The organism is Mesoflavibacter sp. CH_XMU1422-2 (assembly GCF_037029245.1).
GTDB lineage: Bacteria > Bacteroidota > Bacteroidia > Flavobacteriales > Flavobacteriaceae > Mesoflavibacter > Mesoflavibacter zeaxanthinifaciens.
Map to the genome: position 1 here is coordinate 1 of NZ_JAYMEE010000015.1, position 21,721 is coordinate 21,721.

General features: G+C 31.1%; 20 protein-coding genes. All 20 read right to left on the reverse strand.

Translation table 11 applies throughout. From position 1 onward, the window contains the following. Positions 1 to 127: 127 nt before the first annotated feature. The 20 genes from WA340_RS03440 to WA340_RS03535 all read right to left on the reverse strand — a co-directional run bounded on the left by WA340_RS03440 (position 128) and on the right by WA340_RS03535 (position 21,716). On the reverse strand, positions 128 to 370 hold the full coding sequence (locus WA340_RS03440) for a DUF6095 family protein (protein WP_027879695.1): 243 nt from the start codon (positions 368 to 370) through the stop codon (positions 128 to 130). After that, on the reverse strand, positions 360 to 1,178 hold the full coding sequence (murQ, locus tag WA340_RS03445; protein ID WP_336127280.1) for an N-acetylmuramic acid 6-phosphate etherase: 819 nt from the start codon (positions 1,176 to 1,178) through the stop codon (positions 360 to 362). The genes WA340_RS03440 and murQ overlap by 11 nt, the downstream gene beginning before the upstream one ends. A 112-nt stretch (positions 1,179 to 1,290) precedes the next feature. Next, positions 1,291 to 2,103 (reverse strand): DUF4249 domain-containing protein, encoded by an 813-nt coding sequence (locus tag WA340_RS03450; protein ID WP_336127281.1) that lies wholly within the window; start codon positions 2,101 to 2,103, stop codon positions 1,291 to 1,293. Beyond that, complete coding sequence (locus WA340_RS03455; RefSeq protein WP_336127282.1) at positions 2,103 to 4,478, reverse strand: TonB-dependent receptor; 2,376 nt, start codon at positions 4,476 to 4,478, stop codon at positions 2,103 to 2,105. Before WA340_RS03455 ends, WA340_RS03450 begins: the two co-directional genes overlap by 1 nt. Before the next feature lie 79 nt (positions 4,479 to 4,557). Continuing rightward, on the reverse strand, positions 4,558 to 6,783 hold the full coding sequence (locus WA340_RS03460) for an NADP-dependent isocitrate dehydrogenase (protein WP_336127283.1): 2,226 nt from the start codon (positions 6,781 to 6,783) through the stop codon (positions 4,558 to 4,560). 154 nt (positions 6,784 to 6,937) lie between these two features. Further along, a complete protein-coding gene (locus WA340_RS03465) occupies positions 6,938 to 7,510 on the reverse strand; it encodes a pentapeptide repeat-containing protein (RefSeq protein ID WP_336127284.1) in 573 nt (190 codons plus the stop codon). Between the two features lie 675 nt (positions 7,511 to 8,185). Continuing rightward, positions 8,186 to 8,536 (reverse strand): 50S ribosomal protein L19, encoded by a 351-nt coding sequence (gene rplS / locus WA340_RS03470; protein ID WP_336127285.1) that lies wholly within the window; start codon positions 8,534 to 8,536, stop codon positions 8,186 to 8,188. A gap of 195 nt (positions 8,537 to 8,731) precedes the next feature. Continuing rightward, entirely contained in the window at positions 8,732 to 9,409 is a 678-nt protein-coding gene (gene trmD / locus WA340_RS03475; protein WP_336127286.1) for a tRNA (guanosine(37)-N1)-methyltransferase TrmD, read from the reverse strand. 127 nt (positions 9,410 to 9,536) lie between these two features. Then, positions 9,537 to 9,671, reverse strand: coding sequence for a hypothetical protein (locus WA340_RS03480; RefSeq protein ID WP_304145493.1), 135 nt, complete (start codon positions 9,669 to 9,671; stop codon positions 9,537 to 9,539). 111 nt (positions 9,672 to 9,782) lie between these two features. Beyond that, positions 9,783 to 10,763, reverse strand: coding sequence for a Gfo/Idh/MocA family protein (locus WA340_RS03485; RefSeq protein ID WP_336127287.1), 981 nt, complete (start codon positions 10,761 to 10,763; stop codon positions 9,783 to 9,785). Beyond that, a complete protein-coding gene (locus WA340_RS03490) occupies positions 10,756 to 12,456 on the reverse strand; it encodes a sodium:solute symporter (RefSeq protein WP_336127288.1) in 1,701 nt (566 codons plus the stop codon). The genes WA340_RS03485 and WA340_RS03490 overlap by 8 nt, the downstream gene beginning before the upstream one ends. Positions 12,457 to 12,566: 110 nt before the next feature. Further along, positions 12,567 to 13,460, reverse strand: a complete 894-nt coding sequence (locus tag WA340_RS03495; protein ID WP_336127289.1) for a carboxypeptidase-like regulatory domain-containing protein — start codon at positions 13,458 to 13,460, stop codon at positions 12,567 to 12,569. A 42-nt stretch (positions 13,461 to 13,502) separates the two neighbouring features. Further along, the gene (locus WA340_RS03500; RefSeq protein WP_336127290.1) at positions 13,503 to 16,031 is read right to left on the reverse strand and encodes a PIG-L family deacetylase; all 2,529 of its coding nucleotides are present in this window, start codon (positions 16,029 to 16,031) and stop codon (positions 13,503 to 13,505) included. Positions 16,032 to 16,299: 268 nt separating this feature from the next. Next, positions 16,300 to 17,379, reverse strand: a complete 1,080-nt coding sequence (corA, locus tag WA340_RS03505; RefSeq protein WP_336127291.1) for a magnesium/cobalt transporter CorA — start codon at positions 17,377 to 17,379, stop codon at positions 16,300 to 16,302. A gap of 2 nt (positions 17,380 to 17,381) precedes the next feature. Further along, entirely contained in the window at positions 17,382 to 17,909 is a 528-nt protein-coding gene (locus tag WA340_RS03510) for a mechanosensitive ion channel domain-containing protein (protein WP_336127292.1), read from the reverse strand. Between the two features lie 40 nt (positions 17,910 to 17,949). After that, on the reverse strand, positions 17,950 to 18,852 hold the full coding sequence (locus WA340_RS03515; protein ID WP_336127293.1) for a septum formation inhibitor Maf: 903 nt from the start codon (positions 18,850 to 18,852) through the stop codon (positions 17,950 to 17,952). A gap of 33 nt (positions 18,853 to 18,885) precedes the next feature. Then, the gene (locus WA340_RS03520) at positions 18,886 to 19,479 is read right to left on the reverse strand and encodes a Maf family nucleotide pyrophosphatase (protein WP_304145477.1); all 594 of its coding nucleotides are present in this window, start codon (positions 19,477 to 19,479) and stop codon (positions 18,886 to 18,888) included. Positions 19,480 to 19,481: 2 nt separating this feature from the next. Then, positions 19,482 to 20,390: a geranylgeranylglycerol-phosphate geranylgeranyltransferase gene (locus tag WA340_RS03525; protein ID WP_223076467.1), complete on the reverse strand. Its 909-nt coding sequence runs from the start codon at positions 20,388 to 20,390 to the stop codon at positions 19,482 to 19,484. Positions 20,391 to 20,434: 44 nt separating this feature from the next. After that, a complete protein-coding gene (locus tag WA340_RS03530) occupies positions 20,435 to 20,965 on the reverse strand; it encodes a KdsC family phosphatase (RefSeq protein WP_106678714.1) in 531 nt (176 codons plus the stop codon). Beyond that, entirely contained in the window at positions 20,955 to 21,716 is a 762-nt protein-coding gene (locus WA340_RS03535; RefSeq protein ID WP_336127294.1) for a Rossmann-like and DUF2520 domain-containing protein, read from the reverse strand. Before WA340_RS03535 ends, WA340_RS03530 begins: the two co-directional genes overlap by 11 nt. Positions 21,717 to 21,721: the final 5 nt, after the last annotated feature.

Below are 21,721 nucleotides of genomic sequence, written 5' to 3' on the forward strand. Positions count from 1 at the left end.
TAGCGCCGATGGTACTACATTGTGGGAGAGTAGGTCGTCGCCTTTTTTAAAGTCCTCAACATATTTTGTTGAGGACTTTTTTTTTGTTTGTTAGTTTTTGAAAAATTAAATGAAACTACGAAGTATACTACTTTGTTTTATTACTTTCGAAGAGACTTTTAAGAATAGTATTTATACCTTTAAAAGCAAAGTAAACAGCTAAAGAGCAAATTATTATTCCTAATATTAACAATACTATATAGAACGGTTTATCTTTATTACTTAGAATAAGGTATAAAAAAGAAGGTCCTATAAACATTAGTAATAGTGATAATCCTAATTGTTTTAACCCTTTTATTAATATTTCTTTATCTGTAGATTTAGTTTCCATTTTTATAGTTTTTTATAGCTTCTCTAACATTTCCATATTTTTTTAATATATTTTGAGCAGTTTCTCGATCTATATTAAGTTCAGATATTAGCATTTTTTCTCCTCTATCTACAAGTTTATTGTTACTTAGTTGCATATCGACCATTTTATTTCCTTTTACTTTTCCTAACTTAATCATTGTAGTAGTACTAATCATATTAAGTACAAGCTTTTGAGCTGTTCCTGCTTTCATGCGTGAACTACCTGTTACAAATTCTGGACCTACTATAACTTCTATTGGAAATTGTGCTGTATTACTAAGCGGACTATCTGAATTACATGTTATACATCCAGTAGTTATATTATGATTATTACAATTTTCTAAAGCTGATATTACATAAGGTGTTGTTCCTGATGCTGCTATACCAATAACTACATCTTTTTCGTTTATATTATGTTTTAATAAATCTTCCCAACCTTGTGTTGTAGAGTCCTCTGCAAACTCTACTGCTTTTCTAATAGCTAAATCTCCGCCAGCTATTAAACCTATAACTAAATCATATGACACACCAAATGTTGGCGGACATTCTGAAGCATCTACTATACCTAATCTACCGCTTGTTCCAGCACCGATATAAAATAATCTACCACCTTTTTTTAGTTTAATTACAATCTGTTCTACTAATTGTTCTATTTGAGGAATAGCTTTCTGTACTGCTAACGGTACAGTTTGATCTTCTTTATTAATGTTTGTGAGCAGTTGATTAATGCTCATCTTTTCTAAGTGATTATATTTAGAATCTTGTTCTGTGGTCTTTATAAATTTCATAGGTGTAAAGTTAGCTATTTTTGCGTTAGCGATAGTAGTGGTTAGCTTTTGGTGAGGCTTGCTTCGAACCAAAACTAGCAACGGATAGCGCGACCCTTGTGGTAACGCCCAATTAATTTATTGTATAATTGTATTGATAGGCTTGTGATACTCTAAAATAGCCTAAAGGGTAATTGTCTGGATTGGTAATATTTATACAATTACCTCTAACTGTTGCTGGTTGTGTTTCGAATGGGCCACCATCATTTTCTGAGGATTGTTGTAGTAACAGGAACATGAAATTATAATATTGTTCAGAAATTCCGTAGTTTTTAATGATTACTTTATCACCGGATTCTAAATCTTCTTCGGTGAAAAATGCAAAAATTTGATTTCCATCTGTAAACTCGTCATCATATACTTCGTAAGTAGGAATTACTGCTATATCTGTATCAAATTGATATAAATAAAAATTGGGCTCGTTAGCAGGATCATTATAATAGGCTTTTAACTCGATATCTTCTCCAGAAAAACCACCTTCATCATTTTGTTCTACATATTCTACAGGTGTTACAGATTTTAATTGTTCTGAACCAACATAAGTGTCTCCGTTATATTGGATTGTAAGTGTATATTCTTGGTTTATTTCAGGAATAAAATTTGTTGTTTTATATATACCAGTATCACCGTCCTCAGTAAAAATAAAAGTATTATTATTTTGATCTGTTACACTAACTATTGCATTATTAGCTGGTGGAATTTCTGTATCAAAAAATGGAGCAGACAATGTTAATTTTATATCTTGTTCATTACCTGTTGTGCCATCAAACCAGTTTAGTGAAGCGTCTATTACAAGTTTAGGTTCTGTTTCTGGTAAGTTAATGTCTACAACTTCTTCACAGTTAAAAAGTAATAAAAGGGCACTTATATATATAAATTTTTTCATTAGAATTTAAAGTTATAGGTTACTGAAGGTATAATACCAAAAAGTGAAAATTTTGTAGCTTCATTAATTCCGGTTATTCTATTTTCTGAAAAACTTACTGAAGCAGCGTTGTAACGATTGTATGCATTATAAATACTAAAAGTCCAATAGTTTTGCCAACCTTTTGTCTTGTTAGGTTTTGGTGTATAATTTGCAGATATATCTAAACGATGATACGTTGGTAATCTGTTAGAATTACGATTACCGTAATTGGGTATTGTTAAACCTGCGTATTGATACTGAGATACAGGATATGTTGTAGGTTGTCCTGTTTGAAGAACAAAATTGGCATTAAAAGTCCATTTTTTATTCAATTCGTAATTACTAGTTATTGAAATATCATGAGTTTTATCAAATGCAGTATTGTACCAATTTCCGTTATTTATACCTAGCTCTTCAGCTGTTCTTCCTGTTGTTTGTTGTTCTGATTTTGATAAAGTATAGGCTATCCAACCTTCTAATTTTCCGACATTTTTTTTAAAAAGAATTTCTAATCCATAAGCTCTTGCTTTTCCGTTTAAAATAACTTGTTCAATTGCATTATTAGCTATCAAATTTGCGCCGTCTATATAATCGATTCTATTTTTTATTGTTTTATAAAAACTTTCTACTTCTAAGGAGTAATCGTTATTATTAAAACTTTTAAAATATCCTACAGCTATTTGGTCTAGCAGTTGTGGTTTTACATATTTACCACTTGGAGTCCATACGTCTAAAGGTGTTGGAGAACTAGTGTTTGATAACAAGTGTAAATACTGTGTCATACGATTATAACTTGCTTTTATAGAACTATTTTTGTTTAATTGATATGCAACTGAAAATCTTGGTTCTAAATTAAAAAAGGATTTTATAACATCACTTCTGTTATAGTTTTCTGTACCTATTGGTTCTGCCTTTTCATAAATCTGTAAATCTTCATTAAAAATTACAGGTTGATCGTTTTCATAAATGTTTAATTCATCTTGACCTAAACGTAAAAAAGAACTTAGCCTTAGTCCATAATTAATAGATAGTTTATCAGATAGTTTATGCTCTGCATCTAAATAAATAGCATTTTCAAATGCATATTTATCTATTAGTTTGAAAGGATTTATTCCTGAAGTTGGTGTAGAAGGTTCAATTTCTCCTGGATTAAACTTATAATATATACTGTTTAAACCATATTGAAGTTTGAAATTATTAGAAATATAATGTTTAAAATCATATTTAAAGTTAAAATTTCTAATTCCTGAATCCCAATCAAATTCAACAAAATTAAGCTTTAATCCATAATAGTAATCAGAATATATTAATGACATATTTGAGAATAACTTATCAGAAAACAAGTGATTCCATCTAAAGTTTAAAACCGTATTACCGTAGGTGTTATCAAAACTATCTGCAATTCTAAATACATCACGACCAAAGTATCCGGATAAATAGATATTATTTTTATCATTTAGTTTGTAGCTTAATTTGGTGTTTAAATCATAAAAGTAAGCCACGTTATCAATATCAAAAAGTGGTAAAAATAAGTGAGCATAACTACTACGTCCACCAAAAAGAAAAGAACCTTTGTCTTTTTTTAATGGTCCTTCTGCTAATAATCTACTAGCAACTAAACCAATACCTCCATTTGCATGAAACTCTTTACTATTTCCTTCCTTTTGATAAATATCTAAAACAGAAGAAACACGTCCACCGTAGCGTGATGGTATTCCTCCTTTATATAGTTTTAAATCTTTAATAGCATCAGGATTAAAAACAGAAAATAACCCGAATAAATGTGAAGAATTAAAAACAGTAGCTTCGTCTAATAAAATTAAGTTTTGGTCCGCAGCGCCACCACGTACGTTAAATCCAGAACTACCTTCTCCAGCGTTAGTGACACCAGGTAATAAAGTAATTGCTTTGATAACATCAGGTTCTCCTAAAACTACTGGTATTTTTTTTATTGTAGAAGCTTTTAACACATTAACACTCATTTGTGGTTTTCTTATGTTTAGTCGCTCTACATTTTCTGTAATCACAACTTCTTCTAAGCTTTCAACAGATTCAGTTAAACTGAAGTTTTTAGTAATATCTTCATTAAGATTGATAGTTTCTGAAGTTTCTGCATAACCTAAATAAGAAATAATCACATTATAATTACCTTTTGGTAACGTGATAGAGAAGAAGCCATACTCGTTGGTGGTTGTACCAGTGTTTAATTCAGGAATAATAACATTTACACTAATTAAAGACTCGTTAGTATTATTGTCAGTTATTTTTCCACTTAACGTGAATTTTTCTTGAGAGAAAGCAGATAAGGATAATTGAATAAAAATTGCTATGGTTAGGATTAGCTTAGAATTCATTTCAATTTTTAGTTTAAAAGTAAAGAAAAAGCTCCTGTAAAAGGAGCTTTTAACAATTTATTAATTTGAGAAGAATGAATTAAATTTCTTTCAAAATATTATTAAATAAGTCAATTGGTCGCATAGCTTGGTCTGCTAATTCGTCTGTTGGCTCATAGTAACCACCAATATCAACAGATTTACCTTGTATATCATTTAAAGCTTTAATAATTGTTTTTTCTTCTGCTTTAAAAGTTAAGGCAACTGGCTCAAACTGTGCTTTTAAACTTGCGTCTTTATTTTGGTTTGCCAATGCTTCTGCCCAATACATTGCTAAGTAAAAATGACTACCACGGTTATCAATTTCACCAGCTTTTCTAGAAGGACCTTTTTTGTTTTCTAATAGTTTTTCGGTAGCAACGTCTAACGCATCACCTAAAACTTTTGCCTTAGGATTGTTGTTAACTTCACTAAAGTGATCTAAAGAAACAGCAAGTGCTAAAAATTCACCTAAACTATCCCAGCGTAAGTGGTTTTCTTTTTCAAATTGTTGAACGTGTTTTGGTGCAGATCCACCAGCTCCTGTTTCAAATAATCCACCACCATTCATTAATGGTACGATAGATAACATTTTAGCAGAAGTACCAAGTTCTAAAATTGGGAATAAATCTGTTAAGTAATCACGTAATACGTTACCTGTTACAGAAATTGTATCTTCTCCAGCTTTTACTCTTTTTAAAGTAAACTCTGTTGCTTTGATTGGTGAAAGAATATGAATTTCTAACCCATCTGTATCGTGATCTTTTAAGTAAGTATTTACTTTTTTGATTAATTCTGCATCATGAGCTCTGTTTTCGTCTAACCAGAAAACTGCTGGCCAACCAGTAGTTCTTGCACGTGTTACAGCTAATTTTACCCAGTCTTGAATAGGTAAGTCTTTTACTTGACAAGCTCTCCAAATATCTCCAGCTTCTACATCATGAGATGTTAAAACGTTTCCGTCTGTGTCAACGATTTCAACTTTACCATCTGTAGACATTTCAAAAGTTTTGTCATGAGAACCGTATTCTTCTGCTTTTTGAGCCATTAAACCTACGTTTGGTACTGTACCCATTGTTGTTGGGTCAAATGCACCGTGCTCTTTACAAAAGTTTATAGTAGCAGTGTAAACTCCAGCATAGCTACTATCTGGGATTACAGCTTTAGTATCTTGTTGCTTTCCTTCTTTATTCCACATTTGTCCAGAAGTACGTATCATTGCAGGCATAGACGCATCAATAATAACATCACTTGGCACGTGTAAGTTAGTGATACCTCTATCACTATCTACCATTGCTAAATCTGGATTGTTTTTATAAGCAGTTTCAATATCTTCTAAAATAGCGTTTTGTTCTGCTTCTGGTAATTCTTGTAAATTACTGATTAAGTTTCCAAAACCATTATTTACATCAACACCAATTTTTTCAAAAGTTTCAGCGTACTTAGTAAAAACATCTTTAAAGAATACGCGTACAGCATGACCAAAGATAATTGGGTCAGAAACTTTCATCATTGTTGCTTTCATGTGTAAAGAAAACAATACGCCTTGCTCTTTAGCATCTTTTACTTGCTCTTCTAAAAAGGCTAATAATGCTTTTTTACTCATTACTGTTGCATCTATAATCTCGCCTTCTAAAAGGTTTAAATTATCTTTTAAAACAGTAACGTTACCGTTGTTGTCTGTATGTTGAATTTTTACAGTTGTAGCCTTGTCTACAGTTACAGATTGCTCGTTGTGTGCAAAATCGCCATGAGACATTGTAGCTACATGAGATTTAGAATCTTTAGACCATGCACCCATAGAATGTGGGTTTTTCTTTGCATAGTTTTTTACAGCTTTTGGTGCACGTCTATCAGAGTTTCCTTCACGTAAAACCGGGTTTACAGCACTACCTTTTATTTTGTCGTAGCGTTGTTTAGCGTCTTTTTCAGCATCAGTTGTTGCTTCTTCAGGATAATCTGGTACAGCATACCCTTTTGCTTGTAACTCTTTAATAGCAGCTGTTAACTGAGGAATTGAAGCGCTAATATTTGGTAATTTTATAATATTAGCTTGAGGTGTTTTTGCTAAATCTCCTAAAAACGCTAAGTCGTCAGATACACGTTGTTCTTCTGTTAATACATCAGGAAAAACAGCTAAAATCCTAGCTGCTAAAGAGATGTCTCTTGTTTCAATCTCTACACCAGAAGAGGCGGTAAAAGATTTTACAATTGGTAAAAAAGAACGCGTGGCTAAAGCAGGCGCTTCATCTGTAATTGTATATATAATTTTTGGTGAATTTGACATATAATTAAATTGAATGTTAGTTATTTTTTTAGCTTGACGAATATACGAAAAACAAGAGGTTTTTTAAAGTGAAATCTGCTTCTAAATGATTTATTACAACGATGTAGTTTAGAAGATTAGATTATTGCGAATTTGATAAAATATGAAAGAAATTTTAAGAAATTATAATTTTGTAAGTGTCTAAAAGTCCAGAAATTTGATCTTTAGAAAATTTAGCACCTTTAATTTTGTTACGTTCAGGGTTAATACTGTAATTTATTGCACTAAAAAGGTTAGCTTGTTCTAAGTTAGTTTGCTCAAAAACAGCATTTTTTAAATCGCAGTTATCAAAATTAGTTTTAGAAAAATTAGCTTCGGTAAAATCTACTTGATCACAGATACAGTTTTTTAAATTACCTGATATCAACTTGATTTTATAAAATGAAGAAAAGTTTAAAACACAATCGGTAAAACTTGCCGAAAATAATAGCTGATTACAATCTGAAAATAAAACACCAAGCATTTTACTGTTTAAAAACGCTACATCTTTAAAAGTAGCATCTTTCACTTTAATATTACTTAGATTACAATCTTCAAAATTACAGTCTAAAAAACTAAAAGCCGATAGAAAACAGCCTTCAAAATTACAGTTTATAAATGTGCAGTTATCATATTCAGCTCTTTCTAATGCTTGAGAAGTAAAATCTTTGTTTTTATAAATTTTGTCTGCAATAAGGGGTAGAGGCATTGTGTTTTTTATTTATAGCTGAAAGATAAGAAACCTACAAAAAACAAAAGCCATAACATAATAGAATTAACTATTGTTGCTATGGCTTTTTTGAATTAACACTTTGGCGACGACTTATTTAACTTTCGTTAAATCAATCCAAAACTTACGTTTTACATCTTTTCGGTTCACGCACTTGTTAAATCAATAGTACATTTGGGTAACTTTCAAAATGTATTGACCTGTTACAAAATGTACATAGTAATTGTTTTTTTTGATGTTTTACTGTTTTAATTTCAATTTTCATGAAATTACTGTCGTAAAACATTGCTTTGTTCTTCTTAAAGTTGCTTTCGCTTCTTTAGATTACTTAAAACTTTCAATTTTACTAGTTGCTTTCTGCTTTCACATAAAACACTTTTTAAAATCTCATGATTTTTACAATCTACACGACTACACATGTAATTTTCAAAACCTCAAAAAACAATACAACTAAATCAAATTCAATTTTATTGAAACCAATATAACTATTGTTATTAATTGTTTTACTAAAGTATATCTTTTTTGGAAGTTTACAAACTTTTTAACTAATTATATATCAACTATTTATGAACCGTAGTTATTAACAAAAGTTAATAACTAAAAAAGCCTAAACAATTAAGTTTAGGCTTTTTAAATATGTTTAGAAGTGTTAGATTATCTTCTAGCTTCTTTAATTCTTGCTCTTTTACCAGTAAGACCTCTAAAGTAAAAGATTCTAGCACGACGTACTTTACCTCTTTTGTTAACTTCAATTTTTTGTAAGGCTGGTAAGTTAATTGGGAAGATACGCTCTACACCAACTGTTCCTGACATTTTTCTAATTGTAAAAGTTTCTGAAGTACCAGTACCTCTTCTTTGTAATACTACACCTCTAAAGAACTGAGTTCTTACTTTTTCTCCTTCTCTAATTTCGTAGTAAACTGTAATTGTGTCACCAGCTGAAAATTCTGGTAAGTCTTTTCTTGTTACAAATTCGTCTTGTACAAATTTTATTAAAGATTCCATCTTTATTTATGTTTAAGTGTTTGATTCAGAACAACATTCACGTATTTCGCCAGAGGTTAATCCGAAATTGGGTGCAAATATAAGCAAAAAGTTAATTGGTAAAAGTAAAAGTTTAAAAAATGTTTGTTGACGAAGACGGTTTTAAGTCATCGATACCTTTTGTTTGTACTTCACAAAGTACTCGAACAGACCAAATTATTCATCTAGTAAATCTGGTCTTCTTTCTCTTGTGCGTTTATAAGCTTGTTCTTCTCGCCATTTTTCAATTTTTGGAAAATTACCGCTAAATAATACTTCTGGTACTTTATGTCCGTTGTAATCTCGAGGTCTTGTATAAATTGGTGGCGCTAATAAATTATCTTGAAAACTGTCTGTTAACGCCGATGTTTCGTTACCTAAAACACCTGGTATTAATCGTATTACAGCATCGCAAAGTACAGCAGCACCAAGTTCTCCGCCAGATAGTACATAATCGCCAATAGATATTTCTTTAGTTACAAACATATCGCGTACGCGTTGGTCTACACCTTTATAATGTCCGCAAAGGATAATGATATTTTCTTTTAAAGATAATGTATTGGCAATACCTTGATTTAAGGTTTCGCCATCTGGTGTCATATAAATAACCTCGTCATAGTGACGCTGCGATTTTAATTTGCTTATACATTTATCTATAGGTTCTATAAGCATAACCATACCTGCGCCACCACCAAATTGATAATCGTCAATGGTTTTGTAGTTATCTGTAGTATAATCTCTTAAATTATGAAAATGTACTTCTACCAAATCTGCTTCTATAGCACGTTTTAAAATGGATGCTTCAAACGGACTTTTAAGTAACTCTGGTAAAACAGTGATGATATCTATTCTCATGGCTTTGCTAAAATAGGTAGCAAAGATATTCTAAAAATTCAATACATCAATCCATTTTAAAAGATACATGATTAAAAAGGTAAACGCTGCACTAACAAAAATGGTGCTTTGCCAAAAGTAAAGTTTGTTATTCCAAAGGTGAAGCCATTTTTCGCCAAACGAAGTTTTGACATAACTTTTTAAGAATACAGAATACAGAATACGCAAAACCTATTGCCGAAAAGATGACTAAAGCTAGTATTACAATTAAAGATTTTTCCATAACTGAAACTTTAATTAGTTACGATAATTCTGTAACTAGTTTGTACTAAGTTACTTTAAAAGCTTAACAATTTCAAATATATTTTAAAAACTAAGAGTTTTGAATGAAGAATTATTGATAACTCAACCCAATTTGTGCTTTAATTAAGTCTAATAAATCAATTAATTCGGTGCTTTTTTGAAAACTCATAATTGGACTTTCTTTTATATTAGTTCTGATTAATTGATTAAAATGCTCTGTTTCAAAATTGTAACCAATAGAGTTGTAGTTAAAATCAAGTGTTTTTTCTTCACCGTTATTAGATTTTAATGTTACTGTTGTTGGCTCATGAAACCTTGAGTTTATTTTAATTACACCAGTTTCGCAGGTAAAAATTGCTTCTGTGTTAGTTTTTTCAACTAAAGTAGATTTTAAACGGGCAATTGCTTCATCATAATAAAAAATCATATTACAAGTAGCGTCTGCACCGTTATCAAAAAAAGTAGCTTTTGCTTCGGTCTTTTTAGGAATACCAAGTGTTGTAAGTGCACAAAATATTGGGTAAATACCAATATCTAAAAGACTACCGCCACCAAGAGTTTTATTGTATACTCTTCCAGAAGGATCTAAACTAGCTTTAAAACCAAAATCGGCTTCAAGCTTTAATATATTTCCAAAGTGTTTTTGTTCTAATAATTCTAAAACCTTTTGATAATGTGGTAAGAAGTATGTCCATAAAGCTTCCATTAGAAGCGTATTGTTTTCTTTGGCAACACTTATCATGTTCTCTACTTCAAAACGGTTTAAAGCTAATGGTTTTTCACAAAGTACAGGAATGTTGTTTTGTAAACACATAAGTGTATTTTCTTTGTGTAGACTATGTGGTGTAGCAATGTATATGGCATCTATTTTAGAGTCACTTAACAATTCTTCATAATTACCATACGCCATTGTGGCTTGGTGTTTTTTAGCAAAGGTTTCTGCTTTTTCTAATATTCTTGAAGCTACTGCATAAATCTTGCTATTGCTTACTTTTTGCATATCTGTCGCAAATTTTTCAGCAATTTTTCCAAGACCTATAATTCCCCAATGTATGGTTTGTTCTTTATGCATAATTCATTTCATTTTTCATTAAATACTGAATGACAAAAGCGATAACCATAACAATTAAGCAGCCAACAAAGTTTAACCATAAAAATGGCAAGTTGATAATTTCAAATTGATTTAAAAAGAATAAACCAATGACTAAAACTTGTGTGATTAATGCTGCAATAAACACAGCGTTTGCTTTAATAAATTTGAAGAAAAACGCTAATAAGAAGATACCAAGAACATTACCGTAAAAAATAGAACCGATAATGTTAACTAACTGAATTAAATTTTCGGCAAGATTGGCAACGCAGGCTACGCCAATTGCTAAAATTCCCCAAAGTAAAGTAAAGCCTTTAGAGGCTTTAACCATATCGTTTTCAGATTTTTCTCCAACACGTTGTTTGTATAAATCTATGGTTGTTGTACTTGCTAAAGCGTTAAGTTCGCTAGCGGTACTAGACATTGCTGCGCTTAAAATTACCGCTAATAATAATCCGATTAATCCTTTTGGTAAATTGTTTAATATAAAGTGAATAAATACGTAATCCTTATCATTACTTTCTACTTTTAAATTCTTTGATTCACCAGCTTTTTCAATTAATTTTTGTGCTTGGCTTCTTAAAACATCACTTTTAGTGTTATATTCTGAAATAGTTTTGGCAGTTACATTATTTTCAGTTTTTACATAATTGAAAATAGCTTGTTGTTTTTCAGCAAATAATTCGTTTTGTTGCTTTTGAAGCGTTTGATAGTCTTGAGAATATTCGCTGTTTAAAACGACTTCGGTTGCTGTTGGATTAAAATTTATAGGCGATTCGTTAAACTGATAAAACACAAAAACCATTACACCAACTAGCAGAATAAAAAACTGCATTGGCACTTTTAAAAGTCCGTTAAATAGTAAACCTAATTGCATTTCTTTTACAGATTTACCAGATAAATAGCGTTGTACTTGGCTTTGATCGGTCCCAAAATAAGATAACATTAAAAAGGTACCGCCAATTAATCCACTCCAAACGGTGTATCTGTTATTTAAATCGAAAGAAAAGTCTAAAACATCCATTTTACCGCTTGCACCAGCTATTTGAAGCGCTTTAGAAAAAGTAATATCATTAGGAAGTTGATTAATAATTAAAACAAACGCAATAATCATTCCTGTAAAAATCACAACCATTTGGTGTTTTTGAGTAACGTTTACAGCTTTTGTTCCGCCAGAAACAGTGTAAATAATTACCAAAACGCCAATGATAATGTTTAGGAGTAGTAAATTCCAACCTAAAACAGCCGATAGAATAATTGCAGGAGCAAAAATGGTAATTCCTGCAGCTAAACCACGTTGAATTAAAAATAAGATAGCAGTAAGTGTTCTGGTTTTTTTATCAAAACGGTTTTCTAAAAACTCATAAGCCGTATAGACTTTTAATCTGTGATATAACGGGATAAACACCATACAAATCACGACCATTGCAATAGGCAATCCAAAGTAAAATTGGACAAATCCCATACCCGAATGGAATGCTTGTCCAGGCGTACTTAAAAACGTAATTGCGCTGGCTTGTGTAGCCATAACCGATAAACCTATTGTCCACCAAGGTGTTGTATTACCACCTTTTAAGTAATCTTGTACATTTTTACTGCCTTTAGTTTGGTACGTACCATAAATAACTATGATTAGTAATGTACTTATTAAAATAATCCAATCTAATGTTTGCATTTTTTAAAAATATAACGTGATTAAATAAAAAGCGATTAAGTATAAAATATTAGCCAATAGTACTAAGGTGTACATTGGTTTCCATTGGTATTTTGGTTGGTTTTGCATTTTTAGTTTGTTAATGTTAAAGAAACAGCAAGTTCACTGTATTTATCTTTATAATTTTTTATAGATTGATTGGTGTTTTTAAATGTTTTCATCCATTTGCCTCGATAAACCATAGCATATTTATTAGTGTCTTTAGCAACAGCACCAAACATAGGTTCAAAAGCAGTGTTCTTTTTCTTTATTCCTTTTGAGGTGTAAAAATACTCTCTTTTATTAGACTCAATTATTAACCATTCAATTACAACGATTAATCCTTTTTTAGGAAATCTAATATTTAAATCTGAAATATCAATAATTGTTGTTTTCTTTCCCTTTTTTACTGAAGAGATTATGTTTTTGTCATAAACAGAATTTCCGATAAAATTTAAACTGTCGTATTCGTACAATCTAATATTGAATTTTGCATTTTCGATTTCTGAATTTGTTAAAAAAGCAAATTCCTTTATAAAAGGTGTGTCTGAGTATTTATCTTCATTAGGAAAATATTTTCCAACCATCCATGGTGTTTTACCTGAACCATAATAAAAATGAATTTTTGATTTTTTGAATTTATCAATAACTATTTTTTTAGACTCTTTCTTTTTAGTTAAAACAACTTCTTCTAAAACTGTAGTTTCAGGTTTAAGATAAATTATGTTTTTTATTTGGCTAATTTGAACTGTTTCTCTTTTGTATCCAATAGCAGAAAAAACTATGTTTTTTGTTGAATCGGTTTCATTTATAATAAATTCGCCATAATCATTAGATGTAGTCCCGTTATTTTCATTTTCAACCCAAATGTTAACATAGGGAATAGTTTTAGAAGTAATGCTATCTATAACAATAGCTTTTGTTTGACTAAATCCAACATTTGTTTTAAGAACAAAAAAGAATAATATTAAAATGCTATTTTTCATTTAAAATGTTTTTGAACTCTAGACTGCATTCGAGGTGACGCTTTAATCCTTAAACTGTTCTTTATTATCTAAATTGTCTTTTCCAATACTTAGAATATTAGCAAATAATCTGTACGCTCCAGAAACACCAGCAGGAAATTCTCTAAAAAAGCTAAGACCTGTATAAATATAATAGCCTTTACCGTGTTTTGCGACTAACAAACTACCTTGTTTTTCGGTTTCGCCTTTATCGTGCATGGATAGAATAGGTGTAAATTTGTTAGACCATTGGTTTGGAAAATATAAACCGCGTTCTTGCGTCCAGCCTTCAAAATCTGCTTTTGTAATTTGATTTGGATAATTTAAAACTGGATGATTTTTTGCTAAAAGTGTAACTTCTGCATTCTCATCAGTAACACGATCTCTGGACACTTTTAACTCAAAAGGAGATAAGTTGTCCACTTTTAGACCGCGATTTGTATTGTATTGCACAATCATATTGCCACCATTTTCTACAAAATCGAATAAAATTTGCTGTTTAAATTTAAGTTCGTCTAAGATGTTATACGCTCTAATACCAACAACTACAGCATCAAAAGCGCTTAATCTTTCAGTAGTGATATCTTCTGGTTTTAAAACCATTACATTGTAACCAATTTGTCTTAAGCTTTCTGGTACAGCATCGCCTGCACCTTCAATATACGCAATGTTTTCGCCTCGTTTTTTAATATCTAAACGTACTACTTTGCTTTCGCTTGGAAGCACAACGGTTTGATAAGGAATGTGTTCGTAATCAATTTCAACTAATTCTCTGGTGTAAACGTCTTCACCAACATGAACCATTGGCGTTATTAATCCTTCGTTTTGATTTTTTGGAGGAATAACCGTAAACGTCAACGTTTGTGTTTCACCTTTATATTTAATATCTATGTTTTGCTTTTCAGGATAAACAGACCAATTGTTTGGATGCGCTATTTGAACAAAACCGTTTAAATTATCACGACCAGCTTTTACAATTACCGAAATGTCTTTTTGTTGATCTGTATCAAAAATGATGACTTTTTCTGAAATTTTTGCTGATGCTTCAGGAATGATTTCAAACGGACGATATAATTCGCCTTTATCTGGTTTAGAGTACCTGTAAACAATAGGTTTAGTTACAGAAAACGGTTGATTATTAATCGTTAAGTTAAAAGTAACGCTTATTGGTCTTGGTGTTTCTGGCTTTCCTATTAGATTTTTATCTTCAACTTTATACATGCCTAAAGTTCCTTTTTTATTCAACCAATACGGTGAAGACGGTTGCATATCTTTAGGAATAGTAAGTGATTGTTCTAAATTTTGTTTGTCATTATTTTTTAAAGAAAGTGCTTTTAAAGTCGCGATTTTGTCTGTAGAAATGTGATAAGACACTAACTCCATATTAATTGGGCTACGGTTAACAGCTTCAAGATTTATGGTAATGGTTTCGCCAGGCGATGCGGTTGGTGTACTAGCAGATGCTTCTAAATATAGACCTAAACAAGCTTCAATTATAGCGTCAATTTCTTGAGTTTTATAGTTTTTCCAATATTCATTATCTAATTGTTGGATTAACTGTCTTGCTAATAATAAGTCTTTAACGTGTGTTGAAGGATTTTCAAAATTGAAATTTGTCTCAACTTTCTTTAAAATGTCACCAATAGTTTTTCCGCCTTTCACACGATTCCAGCTTGTGTCTATTCCTTCAAAAAGGTTGGTTTTGTCTTTTGGTAAATCGCCATTAATAAGTTCGATATATTCGGTTTGTGATCCACGTTGCGTTAAAGCACCAAACCCTTGACATAAATGTTTACTTCTAGAAAGTGCAGCAATCTCGTTATTAGATAACCCTTTTGAAGGGTAATATACGCCAATATCAAAATTTAAAAGTTTGCTTTTGTCTGCTTTTTCAAAGTTTTCTTGGCTTCCATAAAACCACCAGCTGGTATTAAAAAATTGGCGTTTTGGTTGCCAAGTTCCGTATGTTTTAGCTTGTTCTGGATATATGTTTGGGTTGTTTGCCAAATCAAAAGCTTCTACGCTTAACATAGCAGAAGTTGTGTGATGACCGTGAGTTGTGCCAGGTGTACGATGATCAAAACGGTTAATGATAATATCTGGTTTAAACTGTCTTATGGCTAAAACAACATCGTTTAACACTTGGTCTTTGTTCCAAATATCTAAAGTTTCTTCAGGATGTTTTGAGTAACCAAAATCGTTTGCTCTACTAAAACGTTGCTCGCCACCATCTACGCTTCTTGCGGCTAATAATTCTTGTGTACGTATAACACCTAATAATTCTCTAATTTCTGGACCGATAAGATTTTGTCCGCCATCACCACGAGTTAAAGATAGGTAAGCTGTACGTGCTTTTGCTTGGTTAGACATGTAGGAAATTAGACGTGTATTCTCATCATCCGGATGAGCTGCTACATAAAGAACTGTACCTAAAAAGTTAAGTTTTTTTACAGCATCATGAATTTGAGATGCGTTAAGTTTTTTTGGTTGTTGTGCTTGTAAAGGCAGAGCCAAAACAAAAATAAATAGGAGCGAAGCTAGTTTTTTTAGCATTTTTAAGGTTAATTATGTTTGAGGTAAATATACATAATAGCCTTAGCGGAATAGCTGTTTTAAGCCTTTTTTAACGTTATTTTTAGGATGTGAATTATAAGAAGTGAAGCTAATTTTTATTTCTATAATTTATTTTCTTTTTGACACGAATTGTCACAAATCATTTACGTTTGCTAACTGCTAACTGCTAACTGCTAACTGCTAACTGCTAACTGCTAACTGCTAACTGCTAACTGCTAACTGCTAACTGCTAACTGCTAATTGCTAACTACAGCCACTTTTTACGTTTAAAGTAGTACAACATGGCTAAGAAAATAAGAATCATAACAGCCCAAACTATATGATAACCATACTTGTATTGTAGCTCTGGCATGTTAACAAAATTCATCCCGTAGATACCAGCAATAAAGGTTAATGGAATAAAAATGGTAGCGATAATGGTTAACACCTTCATGACTTCGTTCATTTTATTGCTAATAGTTGTCATGTACATATCCATTAAACTCCAAATCATTTCGCGATAAATATCTAAGTTTTCTGTGACTTGTATAATATGGTCGTAAACATCTCTAAAAAAGTGTGTTGTCTGTTCTTCAATTAAACTATTTGGGTCTTTTTCTATGCGACCAATAATTTCGCGAAGCGGAAAAATAGCGCGTCGTACTTTTAAAACTTCACGCTTTAAATTTTGTATTTGCTGAGAGATTTCTTCTTGAGAAATTCCATTAAAAAGATCGTCTTCAAGGTCTTCAATTTTATTACCCATAGTTTCTATAATGGCATAATAATGATCTACGATAGCATCTATTAAGGCATACAATAAATAGTCTGCACCTTCTGTACGAATACGTCCTTTTTTGTGTCTTATACGATCTCTTACATTTTCAAAAACATCACCTTCGGCTTCTTGAAAAGTCAATACATAGTTTTTGCCTAGTACAAAACTTACTTGTTCAGATATAATAGTTTCATTATCATCGTAATACATCATTTTTAAAACAATGAAGATGTAATTTTTATACTCGTCAATTTTTGGACGTTGGGATGTGTTTACAATATCCTCTAATAGTAATGGATGAAGTTGATAGTAACTACCTATGGTTTCTATCTCGTTAATATTATTTAATCCGTTAAGGTTAACCCATGTTACAGACTCTGTATCTTTAAAAACAAACGCTTCTTCTATGTTAGAAAGGTCTTTTTCGTGTATGTCGTTATCGGTATAATCAAAAGAATGAAGATGTAATTTTACGTCTTCTTTTTTCCCTGTGTATACCAATGCGCCAGGTATTTGACCTAAATGCTTTTTATAGTTTTGTGTGCGTTTTTTTTGTTTGTTTTTTGCCATAATTAATGGAAATCTCCAAAGTCTTCAATTGCGTCTTTCTGAACTAAAGTTACAGCTTTTTGCAGAATTAAATTGTTAGGATACGTCACCAAATCTCCATTATCTAATCTTAGATGAAGCTGAAACGCACGAATATCTTCAATAATACCTTCTAAAGGCGAATCTTTATCGTGGATTTTTATTTTGTCTCCAACTTTATAAGGAAACGAAAAAAACATGATTATTCCAGAAGTAATATTACTTAAAATTGACCAAATGGCAAATAAACCAATACCAATAACAGCAAAAACCGAAGAGAAAAGTAGTGTTAAGTTCTCTAACGTAGCGCCAAAAATGTAAGAAAGAAATAGTAAAAATATTAGAATTAGAGTAAAGGTAGAATATCTAGAAATTAATCCAATTCTAGCATCGTTTATACCGCTTTTTTGACCTATTTTTTTTATTGAAACTTTTAAAATAGATCTTATGATTATAAATATAATTAGAAGGACTAGTGTTTTTAAGATTTCGTCTTGTAAATGCTCAAACATATATTAAAATTTTGGTAAATATAGATTTTAAACTGAATTGTTAATCTAGTTGCAATGTTTTTCTTAACGATAAATCCTTATTACTATTTTGATTCCAATATGCGGTATTTATAGTTTTAAGTTTTGTCGCTTTTGTGGTTAATCCGTCTATAGTTTCTTCCCAACTTGTAATGGTAAAAGGGAAATTGTTTTCGAAATTAATAATTAGGGTTTTGTTTAATTCTTTAATAGAAAGCGTGTATTTTCCTTCTGAAATCTCCGCGAAAGCGTTATAAGCTTTTAAAGGTTTGTGTTTTAAACGAATGTATTCTAAACTTGGAATAATTTTAAAATCACCAATAGGAAGACTGTTTGGGTCAATACGAAGTTGCGTCCAAATTTCGTTTTCCAAAACAGTTTTTTCTAAGTTGAAATTTTGATCTGCTTCACCTTCAAAATAAGAATGTGATGTAATTTCAAATTGGTCTCTGTTGTTAATTTGTGTGTAAACTTGTCCGCACCATTCTTGTATAGAAGCACTTACTTTTAAAGCGTGTTGGTTGTTTGCAACGGGATAAAATGTGCTTTGCATAATGCTGTACGGATAAATACCAGTATTGAATTTTTTTGTGGCATTTAACTTTAAAACGTTTATGTTTTTTGGGTTTTTCTGGTCTGCTTTTACTTGTGCTTTTGGTAAAAAAGGTTCGGTGACGTAGACTAAAACAGCTTTTCCATTTCGTAATTCGCCATAGCGTGCTTGTTCTAAGGTATAGGAAGTGATTTCGGCTTTACTAGCATACCAATAATCTTTAAATTGTTGGTTAGGTTTATAGGCTGGCGGTAGCTTTTTTTCTTCTTTTTTAGTTGTAATTTTTTTAGGTGAATCTGTAGTTTGTTTTTGTTCTTTGCAAGCAAAAATAAAAATACAAAAAAGTAGAATTGTGGTTAATTTTAATTGCATGATTGTAAGAAATTGTAGTATAAATTTACAATCTTAAAACTCTTCTGCAATGGTATTTAACGTTTTGTAAACAAGATGAGTTGGCATACCAACAACGTTAAAAAACGAGCCTTCAATACTGGTTACGCCAATTTGTCCAATCCATTCTTGTATACCATAAGCGCCAGCTTTGTCTAAAGGCGAGTAGGTTTTAATGTAATGCCAAATCTCTTCATCTGTAAACGCTTTAAACGTCACTTTTGTAGTTGCATTTACCGTTTTTTGAAAGATTTTTGTACGTACACATACAGATGTAATCACTTCGTGCGTATTATCACTTAAAGATTTAAGCATAGCAAATGCTTCGTCGTTGTTTCTAGGTTTGCCTAATGCTACGCCTTTATGCCAAACAATGGTATCGCTGGTTACTAGTATTTCATGTTCTTTAAGTTCGTCTAAAAAAGGTAAAGACTTTAATTGCGCAAGATAGTCGCTAATTTCAAAATGCATTAAGCGATTAGGGTAATCTTCTTTAGTGTCTTTTAATCGGACTTCAAAATCTAATCCTAAATCTCTAAAAAACTGTTGTCTTCTTGGTGATCCAGAAGCTAATATTATATGTCTGTCTTTTAGTTTTTCTTTCAGCATAATTATATGATAAAATAGTACACGACCATAGATAGCATGCCTAATAACATTACGACTTTTAATAATCTGCTAATCAATTTGAAATCCTTTTTGTTTTCAGCAGAAAACAATTTTATAGCAATATAGATTAAAGGCGCTATCACAGCAATTAAAAAGTAAATAATGGCTATGGTCTGCATATAAAGATACGCATTTAAGTAATAGGCTAATATTAAAATGGAAGCAATAGTTAACCCAAAAGCAATTTTTGAAGCTCTATTTTTACCTAAGACTATAGGTAAAGTTTTCATCTGCGCGTTGTAATCGCCATCAATATCTTGGATATCTTTTACAATTTCTCTAATAAATGTAATTAAAAATGCAAAAACAGCGTAATCTACAATAACTTCAAACATCGAAGATTGTATAAACTTGTTTTGCATATTTATGGTAGGTAGTAAATCGAAAATACCAACAACAATTAGACTTAATGCTACAAGACCACTTATTACAATGTTACCAACAAGTAGCATTGGTTTTAAAAAGGAAGCATAAATGTAAAGTAGTGCGGCAATGACTACAAAAATGCCAAAAAAGGTACTTCTGTTAACATCGTTAGCTAGGTAAAACCCAGTAACAACGCCAATAAAAGTAAATGCCATATAATAATTATAGGCTTTATCTTTTGCAATGGTTTTTCCTACTATTTGCTTGTTAGGTTTATTAATTGCGTCTGTTTCTACATCAAAAATATCGTTAATAATATAACCGCCAGCAGCGATACATACGGTTGAAATAACCAAAATGATAAATTGAAAAGTACTAAGCGTTGTATCTACATTAAAAGCAGGAAACATAGCATATTTTATAAGTACTTGTACTAATGCAATTAAAATTAAGTTTTTATATCTAATTAGGTTGATAATATTCACTAGTTGTTGGTTTTTTAGTTTTTTGTTATTCTAATTTTGTCGAATTAAAATGTTTGGGCATCAAAATCGCTGTCCCATTTCCCTTGAACTTTTAATACTTGTTGTATAACATCTCTTACGCAACCTTCGCCGCCTAATTTATGTGATACATAATTACATATGTCTTTAACTTCTGGTACTGCGTCTTGTGGACAAGTAGCTAATCCTACTTGTTTAAGTACTGGGACATCTGGTATATCGTCTCCCATATACAACACATTTTCTGCATTGATGTTATTATTGCTAATATATTCGTTATACTGAGTTAATTTTTGATGAGCGCCCAAATAAACATCTTTAATACCCAAATGTTGTAAGCGCAATCTAACACCTTCGTTTGTCCCTCCAGATATAATACAAATATTAAATCCATGATTAAGTGCTTGTTTAATTGCATAACCATCTTTAACATTCATATGTCTTATCATTTCGCCAGAAGTAGTTATAGTAACCATTCCGTTAGTTAAAACGCCATCTACATCAAAAATAAAGGTGTTGATTTGGTGTAAGTATTCTTTGTAGCTTTTATCTTCCATTATGTGTTTTTTTTATAGATGAGGTCATTAGTTTATAAATAGCTTCATGATGCTCATTATCTAATAATTTTAAATGTCTTTTTATTGTTTTTTTGTCGTTACGTTTAGCTGGACCAGTTTGTGCCTTGTATGGCGAAACGTCTTGAACTTTTTTAGCAGTTTCGGTAATTAATGGTTTTAAAATATCAAATTCTGCACCATGGTGTTCTGTTATTTCATGTGCAACCCTATACAATTGATTAGTGAAATTATTTACAAAAACAGCAGCTAAATGTAAAGCAGGTCTTTGATCTGGATTAACTTTGTAGGTTTGACAGCCTAACGTTTCTCCGACAGATTTTAAAAGTTTAAAATCTTGTTTTCTTAATGTTTCAATACAAATTGGTACCGTTGTAAAGTCTAAAGCAACATTTTTACTAAAAGTTTGCAACGGATAGAAAACACCGCGATAGTGTTTTTTATCAATATCATATAAACTAGCACTTCCAGAAGTATGAACAACTAAACGCTTTTCAAAAGGAAGGTTGTTGCTTAAAGTTTCAATTGCATCATCGCTTACGCAAATAATATATAAATCAGCATCAACTAATTCGTTTAAATTATCGGTAATATTAACTTCATTTTTGTATAATGAAATATTGTTTAAAGTACGATTATACCATTGTATAACGCTAATGTTATTAGTAGCAGAAATTGCTTTATATAAATGAGTGGCTACATTTCCTGCGCCAAGCAAAACTATTTTTATCATGGTGT

What these genes read in the sequence shown, in the direction of transcription:
- WA340_RS03440 (WP_027879695.1), bottom strand. Translation starts at nt 370, where the DNA reads ATGGAAACTAAATCTACAGATAAAGAAATATTAATAAAAGGGTTAAAA.
- murQ (WP_336127280.1), bottom strand. Translation starts at nt 1,178, where the DNA reads ATGAAATTTATAAAGACCACAGAACAAGATTCTAAATATAATCACTTA.
- WA340_RS03450 (WP_336127281.1), bottom strand. Translation starts at nt 2,103, where the DNA reads ATGAAAAAATTTATATATATAAGTGCCCTTTTATTACTTTTTAACTGT.
- WA340_RS03455 (WP_336127282.1), bottom strand. Translation starts at nt 4,478, where the DNA reads ATGAATTCTAAGCTAATCCTAACCATAGCAATTTTTATTCAATTATCC.
- WA340_RS03460 (WP_336127283.1), bottom strand. Translation starts at nt 6,783, where the DNA reads ATGTCAAATTCACCAAAAATTATATATACAATTACAGATGAAGCGCCT.
- WA340_RS03465 (WP_336127284.1), bottom strand. Translation starts at nt 7,510, where the DNA reads ATGCCTCTACCCCTTATTGCAGACAAAATTTATAAAAACAAAGATTTT.
- rplS (WP_336127285.1), bottom strand. Translation starts at nt 8,536, where the DNA reads ATGGAATCTTTAATAAAATTTGTACAAGACGAATTTGTAACAAGAAAA.
- trmD (WP_336127286.1), bottom strand. Translation starts at nt 9,409, where the DNA reads ATGAGAATAGATATCATCACTGTTTTACCAGAGTTACTTAAAAGTCCG.
- WA340_RS03480 (WP_304145493.1), bottom strand. Translation starts at nt 9,671, where the DNA reads ATGGAAAAATCTTTAATTGTAATACTAGCTTTAGTCATCTTTTCGGCA.
- WA340_RS03485 (WP_336127287.1), bottom strand. Translation starts at nt 10,763, where the DNA reads ATGCATAAAGAACAAACCATACATTGGGGAATTATAGGTCTTGGAAAA.
- WA340_RS03490 (WP_336127288.1), bottom strand. Translation starts at nt 12,456, where the DNA reads ATGCAAACATTAGATTGGATTATTTTAATAAGTACATTACTAATCATA.
- WA340_RS03495 (WP_336127289.1), bottom strand. Translation starts at nt 13,460, where the DNA reads ATGAAAAATAGCATTTTAATATTATTCTTTTTTGTTCTTAAAACAAAT.
- WA340_RS03500 (WP_336127290.1), bottom strand. Translation starts at nt 16,031, where the DNA reads ATGCTAAAAAAACTAGCTTCGCTCCTATTTATTTTTGTTTTGGCTCTG.
- corA (WP_336127291.1), bottom strand. Translation starts at nt 17,379, where the DNA reads ATGGCAAAAAACAAACAAAAAAAACGCACACAAAACTATAAAAAGCAT.
- WA340_RS03510 (WP_336127292.1), bottom strand. Translation starts at nt 17,909, where the DNA reads ATGTTTGAGCATTTACAAGACGAAATCTTAAAAACACTAGTCCTTCTA.
- WA340_RS03515 (WP_336127293.1), bottom strand. Translation starts at nt 18,852, where the DNA reads ATGCAATTAAAATTAACCACAATTCTACTTTTTTGTATTTTTATTTTT.
- WA340_RS03520 (WP_304145477.1), bottom strand. Translation starts at nt 19,479, where the DNA reads ATGCTGAAAGAAAAACTAAAAGACAGACATATAATATTAGCTTCTGGA.
- WA340_RS03530 (WP_106678714.1), bottom strand. Translation starts at nt 20,965, where the DNA reads ATGGAAGATAAAAGCTACAAAGAATACTTACACCAAATCAACACCTTT.
- WA340_RS03535 (WP_336127294.1), bottom strand. Translation starts at nt 21,716, where the DNA reads ATGATAAAAATAGTTTTGCTTGGCGCAGGAAATGTAGCCACTCATTTA.